7 protein-coding genes (1 of these 7 running past the window's edge) are annotated in these 6,251 nt (G+C 62.6%); 5 read left to right on the forward strand and 2 right to left on the reverse strand.

The genetic code is table 11. From position 1 onward, the window contains the following. Nucleotides 1–40 precede the first annotated feature (40 nt). Both JCM7686_RS17705 and JCM7686_RS17710 read left to right on the forward strand, forming a co-directional pair. On the forward strand, nucleotides 41–826 hold the full coding sequence (locus tag JCM7686_RS17705; protein ID WP_020952759.1) for an SDR family oxidoreductase: 786 nt from the start codon (nucleotides 41–43) through the stop codon (nucleotides 824–826). Nucleotides 827–835: 9 nt separating this feature from the next. Then, nucleotides 836–1,204 carry a cupin domain-containing protein gene (locus tag JCM7686_RS17710; RefSeq protein WP_020952760.1) on the forward strand — a complete coding sequence of 123 codons (369 nt, stop codon included), beginning with the start codon at nucleotides 836–838 and terminating at the stop codon, nucleotides 1,202–1,204. Between the two features lie 96 nt (nucleotides 1,205–1,300). Here the strand turns inward: JCM7686_RS17710 and JCM7686_RS23610 are convergent, their stop codons facing one another. Continuing rightward, nucleotides 1,301–1,981 (reverse strand): acyl-homoserine-lactone synthase, encoded by a 681-nt coding sequence (locus JCM7686_RS23610; RefSeq protein ID WP_020952761.1) that lies wholly within the window; start codon nucleotides 1,979–1,981, stop codon nucleotides 1,301–1,303. Beyond that, the gene (locus JCM7686_RS17720; RefSeq protein WP_041528087.1) at nucleotides 1,968–2,201 is read right to left on the reverse strand and encodes a hypothetical protein; all 234 of its coding nucleotides are present in this window, start codon (nucleotides 2,199–2,201) and stop codon (nucleotides 1,968–1,970) included. The genes JCM7686_RS23610 and JCM7686_RS17720 overlap by 14 nt, the downstream gene beginning before the upstream one ends. A 592-nt stretch (nucleotides 2,202–2,793) precedes the next feature. On the opposite strand from JCM7686_RS17720, the gene JCM7686_RS17725 reads away from it, so the two are divergent. From JCM7686_RS17725 to JCM7686_RS17735, 3 genes are all read left to right on the forward strand, one after another. Continuing rightward, the gene (locus tag JCM7686_RS17725; RefSeq protein WP_020952762.1) at nucleotides 2,794–3,996 is read left to right on the forward strand and encodes an NAD-dependent formate dehydrogenase; all 1,203 of its coding nucleotides are present in this window, start codon (nucleotides 2,794–2,796) and stop codon (nucleotides 3,994–3,996) included. A 240-nt stretch (nucleotides 3,997–4,236) separates the two neighbouring features. Further along, nucleotides 4,237–5,910 carry an OFA family MFS transporter gene (locus tag JCM7686_RS17730; RefSeq protein WP_020952763.1) on the forward strand — a complete coding sequence of 558 codons (1,674 nt, stop codon included), beginning with the start codon at nucleotides 4,237–4,239 and terminating at the stop codon, nucleotides 5,908–5,910. Nucleotides 5,911–5,988: 78 nt separating this feature from the next. Further along, nucleotides 5,989–6,251: the beginning of a bifunctional serine/threonine-protein kinase/phosphatase gene (locus JCM7686_RS17735; protein ID WP_020952764.1), read on the forward strand. The gene runs 1,447 nt beyond the window's last position; 263 of the gene's 1,710 nt are visible here — the first part of the coding sequence; it begins with the start codon at nucleotides 5,989–5,991; the stop codon falls past the right edge of the window.

The following is a 6,251-nucleotide window of genomic DNA, read 5'->3' on the forward strand; positions in this document are numbered from 1 at the left end:
GGCTCGCCTCGATACGACTACTTCACGGAAAGGAAGAGACATGGACCTTGGTCTGAAGGGAAAAACCGCGCTTGTGCTGGGCGCGGGCGGTGGTCTTGGCGCGGCGATCGCGCAAACTCTGGCTGCCGAAGAGGCGCAGATCGCCGTGGCCGACATCAACCGCGAAGCGGCGGAAAAGACCGTCGCGGCGATTGTCGCAGCGGGCGGCAGAGCGTTTGCGCTGGAATGGGACCTTGGCGATATTGACGCGGTCCCTGCCAATATCGGTCGGGTCGAGGCCGAACTGGGCGCGGTCGATGTGCTGGTCAATATCACTGGCGGCCCGCCGCCCACTTTGGTTTCGGGTCAGGATGCCGCGAGCTGGCGCAAATATTTCGACGCGATGGTGCTCTCGGTGATTGCGATCACCGATGCCGTCCTGCCGAACATGCGCGAGAAAAAATGGGGCCGGATCATCACCTCGACCTCGTCGGGCGTGGTCGCGCCGATCCCCAATCTCGGCCTGTCGAATGCGCTGCGCATGTCGCTTCTGGGCTGGTCGAAGACGCTCGCCGCCGAAGTCGGTCGCGACGGTATCACCAGCAATGTGATCCTGCCGGGCCGCGTCGCCACCCAGCGCATCACCTTCCTCGATGAGCAGAAGGCCAAGCGCGAGGGCAAGACCGTCGAAGAGGTTGCGGCGGCAAGCACGGCCTCGATCCCGGTTGGGCGCTACGGCGATCCGCAGGAATATGCCGATGTCGTGGCCTTCCTCGCCTCGGCGCGCGCCTCTTATCTGACCGGCTCTGTCATCCGCGTGGATGGTGGGCTGATCGCCAGCGTCTGAGGTCTTGGTATGGTGATTGACTGGAGCAAATTGCCCGCCGTTCCCGGGATGCGCCCGGGATCTGTGCGGCGCGGGATCTGCGCCGATCAGATCTCGGCGGTGCAGATCGAGGTTGCGGCGGATGCCGAGTTCGACGGCAAGACCCATTGGCACGAGCATGAGCAGATCCTCGTGGTCGTTTCGGGCTTTTGCAAGATCGTGATCGACGGCCAGACCATGACCGCGCGGCAGGGAGATCTGGTGTTCTTCCCGTCGAAGTCGCGCCATGCGGTGATCGGCACTGGCCCCGAAGGCTGCGTCTATTACGAGCTCTTCGCTCCGGCGCGTCCCGATCAGCTGCCGGGCTGGGTCGGTTCGTCTCCGCTGCGCTTTGACTGATCGGCGCGCCTGAGGCGGAGCTTCTGTGACCCCGGCGCGATGATCTCGCGTCGGGGGCTTTGTCAGGGCCGCGCTTTTGGCGTGGGCGCTGATGTCCTACTGATGGCGCATGTTGATGCCATGCGAGGGCAGGGTCGCCGGGTCCATGATCGGGCAGTCAAAGACGAGGAAACGACCGTCCTTGTTGCCGCAGACCGGCCCAACCGCCTGAACCGCCCAGCCGACCCGGCGGGCCATGCGCAAGAAGGCCGGAGTGCCAAGGCAAAGACAGCTTTTGCCGCCTTCCGAGAACAGGAAATCATTGATCGCCCGCAGCATCAGGGCCGCGACCCCGGCGCCGCCGATGCTGACGAAGCGGGTCAGCTCCCAGGTCGCCTTGTCCGTCGGCGGCTCTTCAAAGCAAAGCTCGGTCGGCAGACCGGGCAGCATCCCCAGCACCGCGTCGCGGATCATATAGGAATAGATGATCGAGCCGGTTCCGGTCAGCTGATCGGCCCGGCGCAGGCGGCCGCCGCCCAACACCGCGCCATCGCGATGGGCGATGACATAGACGGTGTCGAAGGTGTCATATTGCTCGAACTCCATGTCCTCGGCCTGCCACAGCGACCATTCCTTCTGGGCGATGAAGACCTCTTTGCGCAGCGTCATGTAGAGACCGACGAGATACCACAGCGGCGCCGAAGCGGGCAGGCGAAGGATCGAGACATGCAGCCCGTCATCAGAGGTCAAGCCCATGACGCTTTTCTGCGCGGGCTTTGGCTGGTCAGTGCTCAGCATGTTTACTCTCTTTGGTTGTCGATCCGATGAACATTCGGACACCCGTGTTTTCGTCTACGATCCACAAGCCGAACTCGCGACTCTCGAGTACCAAATGCTCTGCCTCGGCGCGGCCGTCAAATGCTGCCAGCAGCATTTCCGCCATGCTTTTCGACATCGGAGCGCGAAAGACCAGCGGGAGGTCGCTGTGGACACCAGGCTGAAGAATTTTCCTCGTCATGATTTCCCTTCCCTTCTGTCCCGGCGATGCAGGCCCCGAAATCTTTTCATCGATAATAGCACATTTTGTCCAATCGCGCTGGCAGATCGATTAAAACGGCAATGATCCGGCGGGCGGAAAGAAGGACTTTCCGCGCTTTGGGCCGAACCGCAGCGGCCTTTTATGGACAGGTCGTTAGGCGTCACTCTCGGTTTTGGATACCCTTTGAAGCGATTCCGGGTGAGCGGGAGCTGCTGTCGGGAATTGTTGCCCAAGAGTTATATCGAAGCTGAATCGCTCTTCAAAGTCCCTATGGGCGCGCAGGTCTTTGACGTGGCGTGGCTGTCTCACATCGTATCCGAGGGTTTTTCCGTTGGTCGATTGGATTTCTCGATTGATCGTTAAGAAAATCCAATTTGCGACCATGCGTCAGCCCATGCAAGCTGGATCTGTCTAGAAGACTCCTCGTTAATTTCGAGGCATCCAGGGAGGGAAATCCCGACATTTCCGCATGTTGCTGGCTTGCCGCCCCTGTCTGGCAGGCCTGTGATCCTGCACGCCTTCGGGCGGCAGGGCGCGGATTTTGGTTGCCTCACAACTGAAAGGAACCGACATGGCCAAGGTGGTCTGCGTTCTCTATGATGATCCGGTTGACGGCTATCCGACGTCCTATGCACGGGACGATCTTCCGAAGATCGATCAATATCCCGATGGCCAGTCGCTGCCGACGCCGAAGGCGATCGACTTCCAGCCGGGGACCCTTCTGGGCTCGGTTTCGGGCGAGCTGGGTCTGCGCAAATATGTGGAATCGCTCGGCCATGAATTCGTGGTGACCTCGTCGAAAGACGGCCCGAATTCGGATCTGGAAAAGCACCTGCATGACGCCGAGGTCATCATCTCGCAGCCGTTCTGGCCGGCCTATCTGACCGCCGAGCGCATTGCGAAAGCGCCCAAGCTGAAGCTGGCGCTGACTGCGGGCATCGGCTCGGACCATGTCGACCTGCAAGCGGCGATCGATCACGGCGTGACCGTGGCCGAGGTGACCTATTGCAACTCGAACTCGGTTGCCGAACATGTCGTGATGATGGTGCTGGGCCTCGTGCGCAACTACATCCCCTCGCATGACTGGGCTCGCAATGGCGGCTGGAACATCGCCGATTGCGTCGCACGTTCCTATGACGTCGAGGGCATGCATGTCGGCACCGTCGCCGCTGGCCGCATCGGTCTGCGCGTGCTGCGTCTCTTGGCGCCGTTTGGCATGCATCTGCATTACAACGACCGTCACCGCCTGCCGGAAGCTGTTGAAAAAGAGCTGAACCTGACCTGGCATGCGACGCGCGAAGAGATGTATGGCGTTTGTGACGTGGTCACGCTGAACTGCCCGCTGCATCCCGAAACCGAGCATATGATCAATGACGAGACGCTGAAGCTGTTCAAGCGCGGCGCCTATCTGGTCAACACCGCGCGCGGCAAGCTCTGCGACCGCGATGCGATCGTGCGTGCGCTGGAATCGGGCCGTCTGGCTGGTTACGCGGGCGATGTGTGGTTCCCGCAGCCTGCGCCGAACGACCATCCGTGGCGGACGATGCCGCATAACGGCATGACCCCGCATATCTCGGGCACCTCGCTCTCGGCGCAGACGCGCTATGCGGCGGGCACGCGCGAGATCCTCGAGTGCCATTTCGAGAACCGTCCGATCCGCGATGAATATCTGATCGTGCAGGGCGGCAGCCTCGCGGGCGTGGGTGCGCATTCCTATTCCAAGGGCAATGCCACCGGCGGTTCGGAAGAAGCCGAGAAATACGAACGCGCCTGACAAGGCCGGAGCCCGCGCCTTTTTCCCTGGGCGCGGGCTTTCCTGCGTGGAGAGACCCCGGACCGATTGGTTGCGCACCGTTGTCACGCAAGGCGCCAGCAAGAGCCGCCTGAACGGTCGATCGCCGGGTTGCAGGACATTCGGGCCGTCAGAGCACGGCCAAGCAACAGGACGCAGCCTGCGCGCGGGAGGTCCAAGCGCATTGTCCCGACGTCAGGCGCTTATCCCGGGGGGGAGACCATGACCACAATTCAGGAAAATTTCGCGGGCACCGAGAGGCCTACTGAGAGGCCTGCGCTTTTGTCGCGCGAACGGACTGTCGCGCAGGCGGGCTTCAATCGCTGGCTCGTGCCGCCCGCCGCCTTGGCGATCCATCTGTGCATCGGCATGGCTTACGGCTTTTCGGTGTTCTGGCTGCCGCTGTCGCGCGCGATTGGCGTCACAAAGCCGGTGGTCTGCGAGCAGATGCCGCTTCTGACCGCGCTTTTCACCACGAGCTGCGATTGGCGGATCGCCGATCTGGGCTGGATCTATACGCTGTTCTTCGTGCTTTTGGGCTCTTCGGCCGCGATCTGGGGCGGCTGGCTGGAAACCGCCGGGCCGCGCAAGGCGGGCGTCGTCGCGGCTTTGTGCTGGTGCGGCGGCATGAGCCTTTCGGCGGTGGGCGTGATGACCCATCAGCTGTGGCTGATGTGGCTTGGCTCGGGCGTGATCGGGGGGATCGGGCTGGGCCTTGGCTATATTTCCCCGGTCTCGACACTGATCAAATGGTTTCCCGACCGCCGGGGTCTGGCGACCGGCATGGCCGTGATGGGCTTTGGCGGCGGCGCGATGATCGGCGCCCCCTTGGCCGATCGGCTCATGGGGATTTTCGCGGATGAGACCGGCGTCGGCGTCTGGCAGAGCTTTCTGGTCATGGCCGCGATCTATTTCGTCTTCATGATGGCCGGAGCCTTTGGCTATCGCGTGCCGCCCGCAGGCTGGAAGCCCGATGGCTGGGCGCCGAAAGCCGTCGCACCCGGCAAAGCCGCGATGATCACCACCCGCCACGTTCATCTGCGCGACGCCCACAAGACCCGGCAGTTCTGGCTGATCTGGATCGCGCTTTGCCTCAATATCTCGGCCGGGATCGGCGTGATCGGCATGGCCTCGCCCATGCTGCAAGAGATCTTTGGTGGCCGTCTGATCGGTCTGCCCGAATTGTCCTTCACCCAACTCGACGCCAAGCAGACCGCGGCCATTGCCGCGATTGCCGCAGGATTTGCCGGGCTTTTGTCGCTCTTCAACATCGGTGGGCGGCTGGTCTGGGCCTCGGCCTCGGACCGGATCGGGCGCAAGCGGACCTTCTTCATCTTCTTCGCGCTTGGCATCGTGCTTTATGCGCTGGTGCCGAGTGCCGCCCATCTCGGCAGTCAGGCGCTGTTCGTGGCGATGCTGTGTATTGCGATCTCGATCTATGGCGGCGGGTTCTCGACCTTGCCCGCTTATCTGGCGGATGTGTTCGGCACCCAATTCGTCGGAGCGATCCACGGGCGGCTGCTAACCGCCTGGGCGGTGGCGGGGACGGTCGGTCCGGTGGTCGTCAACTATATCCGCGAGGCCCAGATCGCCGCCGGAATCCCGCGCGCCTATGCCTATGACTATACGATGTATATTCTCGCGGGTTTTCTGGCGCTCGGGATGCTGTGCAATGCGCTGGTGCGTCCGCTCGACGACAAATGGTTCATGTCCTCTGCCGAGCTTGCAAGTTTGCAGGCCAAGGGCGCGCAGACTCGCGCGGTGGAGACGGGCTCGTTCGGCATTGATCGCGGCCGGTTCGATCTGCCCACGCTGCTGGCTTGGCTTGTCGTGGGGGTTCCGCTGCTTTGGGGTGTGTGGATGACCATCGAAAAGACGACGGCCTTGTTCAACTGAGCCGGTCCTTGACTCAAAAGCCCCGCGCGGCGCCGAGACGTGGGCCGCGCGGGGCAAATCTATCTGACAGGAGAGACGATGACTGCCCGCCGATTCACCTTTTCGAGCTCCGACACGCCCGGGCAGATTTTGACGGTTCCGCTGCTTGGCGATCTGCCCGAGACCGAGGGGCGCAAACTGCCCAACCGCACGATGATCGTCACCGACGAGGCCGCGCCCGGGCTGATCTGGAAGGTGACGCCTTGGGCCAGCTCGACGCTGGCGCGCCAAGAGGTCGGGATTTCGGCGCGGCTCGACGGGATGCCCGGGGTCGTGCCGATGTTCGGTTTGGCCGCGAGCGA

Source organism: Paracoccus aminophilus JCM 7686 (assembly GCF_000444995.1).
Classification (GTDB): Bacteria; Pseudomonadota; Alphaproteobacteria; order Rhodobacterales; family Rhodobacteraceae; genus Paracoccus; species Paracoccus aminophilus.

What these genes read in the sequence shown, in the direction of transcription:
- JCM7686_RS23610 (WP_020952761.1), bottom strand. Translation starts at nt 1,981, where the DNA reads ATGCTGAGCACTGACCAGCCAAAGCCCGCGCAGAAAAGCGTCATGGGC.
- JCM7686_RS17705 (WP_020952759.1), top strand. Translation starts at nt 41, where the DNA reads ATGGACCTTGGTCTGAAGGGAAAAACCGCGCTTGTGCTGGGCGCGGGC.
- JCM7686_RS17720 (WP_041528087.1), bottom strand. Translation starts at nt 2,201, where the DNA reads ATGACGAGGAAAATTCTTCAGCCTGGTGTCCACAGCGACCTCCCGCTG.
- JCM7686_RS17725 (WP_020952762.1), top strand. Translation starts at nt 2,794, where the DNA reads ATGGCCAAGGTGGTCTGCGTTCTCTATGATGATCCGGTTGACGGCTAT.
- JCM7686_RS17710 (WP_020952760.1), top strand. Translation starts at nt 836, where the DNA reads ATGGTGATTGACTGGAGCAAATTGCCCGCCGTTCCCGGGATGCGCCCG.
- JCM7686_RS17730 (WP_020952763.1), top strand. Translation starts at nt 4,237, where the DNA reads ATGACCACAATTCAGGAAAATTTCGCGGGCACCGAGAGGCCTACTGAG.